Below are 1,305 nucleotides of genomic sequence, written 5' to 3'. Positions count from 1 at the left end.
AAGCGAAGGTAACTTTCAGTCTTCAGCAGAGACTGAAAGCAACAGAAGATTTGAATTTTACGGAGGAATTATGGACAAGAAAAAGCATTGGATAATCCGATTATTCTTTGTGCTTTTTACAATATCCGTATCTGTTGCAATACTTCCTTGTGGAATAATAAATGTTCATGGCTTATTTGGTGAGGTAACCACATATGTAGTGGTCGAAGATAAAGAACAAGAAATTGTCAGTATCGAAGACGTAGACCATAAAAAAGTCCAAACTGTAAAAGGCATAAACATTCTCAATGTTTGGTTTGAAATTCTGATAACGGTTGTATGCATCAGCTTTTGCGCTAATTTAATCCAACTACCACGAGGAGATACCATAGTTACATTAAAGGTTCGCATGGACGATTAAATCATTCCTGTAAATAGAAAGCAGAAAGGAGAATAATTGTGTTTGAGCAAGATTATGTAATGAAACTCATTAAAGAAATGGTGCGAGCTATTTTAAAACTATTATTCAACATTGATACGGAGTCCCCAACAGTAGAATTGTTGGAAAATAAAGAAGAACAGGAAACATTGGAAAATCTGTTAGACATGGTTGACGCTGGAGAAATCAATGAAGCTGAAAATAGATTATATGATTTGACCAGTAATACAGATGTGAATAGTTTAGAAATTGCACTATTATTTTATTCCTATTTGAATGACAAAACAGACGATTTTTTAGAAGTAAATAACTTCAGCAGAGATGAAATCAAATTAGATTTAGAAAATGTTGCTGATAGCTTTGGTCTAAGCAGTATTGCAAAAATGTTTTTAACAGACTTTTAATAGAATTGTCTGGTTGTCAGTTGAATAAGATGACCAGACAATTCAAATTTACACATAATACAAAATTCAAGTTTGGAGAATTGGGAAAATCGGAATTTGTGGAGAGATTTCCTGAACTTTCCTTATTTTTCAAGGCTTACAGCCTCTTAGATAGTGAAATGATATGTATTTTCCCTTATTTTTGCCCTTATGCGGAATCCGCAAGGGAAATAAGGGAAATTTTTAGTTAAGCATTGCTCACTACTTTATCAAGAAGTCTTGCGGAATCCCGCTTTGCTTTTCTTGTTGAGTGAGCGTAAATATTCATTGTGGTACTGACATCAGAGTGTCCTAACAGTTCCTGTACATCTTTCGGTGCAGCCCCATTGGAAAGCAGATTGCTGGTGTAGGTGTGACGTAACTGGTGGAAATGGAAATCTTCAAATCCTTCCAGTTTTTTTGACACTGATCTGCATACAATGCTGAGTGTACTCGGCAGTTCCA

General features: G+C 35.1%; 3 protein-coding genes. 2 read left to right on the top strand and 1 reads right to left on the bottom strand.

The annotated features are described in order from the left end of the window. Together PG766_RS02480 and PG766_RS02475 are read left to right on the top strand one after the other, a co-directional pair. Nucleotides 1-400: hypothetical protein (locus tag PG766_RS02480; RefSeq protein WP_270590352.1), on the top strand; the 400-nt coding region annotated here is incomplete at its 5' end. Between the two features lie 38 nt (nt 401-438). Continuing rightward, nucleotides 439-822 carry a DUF6483 family protein gene (locus tag PG766_RS02475; RefSeq protein WP_118198908.1) on the top strand — a complete coding sequence of 128 codons (384 nt, stop codon included), beginning with the start codon at nt 439-441 and terminating at the stop codon, nt 820-822. A 226-nt stretch (nt 823-1,048) separates the two neighbouring features. On the opposite strand, the gene PG766_RS02470 is transcribed toward PG766_RS02475, so the two are convergent. Continuing rightward, the coding region (locus PG766_RS02470; RefSeq protein ID WP_270590350.1) for a tyrosine-type recombinase/integrase at nt 1,049-1,305 on the bottom strand (257 nt) is incomplete at its 5' end.

The sequence above is a fragment of the Coprococcus sp. LG101-27 genome, assembly GCF_027695515.1.
In the GTDB taxonomy this organism is placed as follows: Bacteria; Bacillota; Clostridia; order Lachnospirales; family Lachnospiraceae; genus Allocoprococcus; species Allocoprococcus comes.
This window is presented reverse-complemented; position numbering and strand designations above follow the sequence as displayed.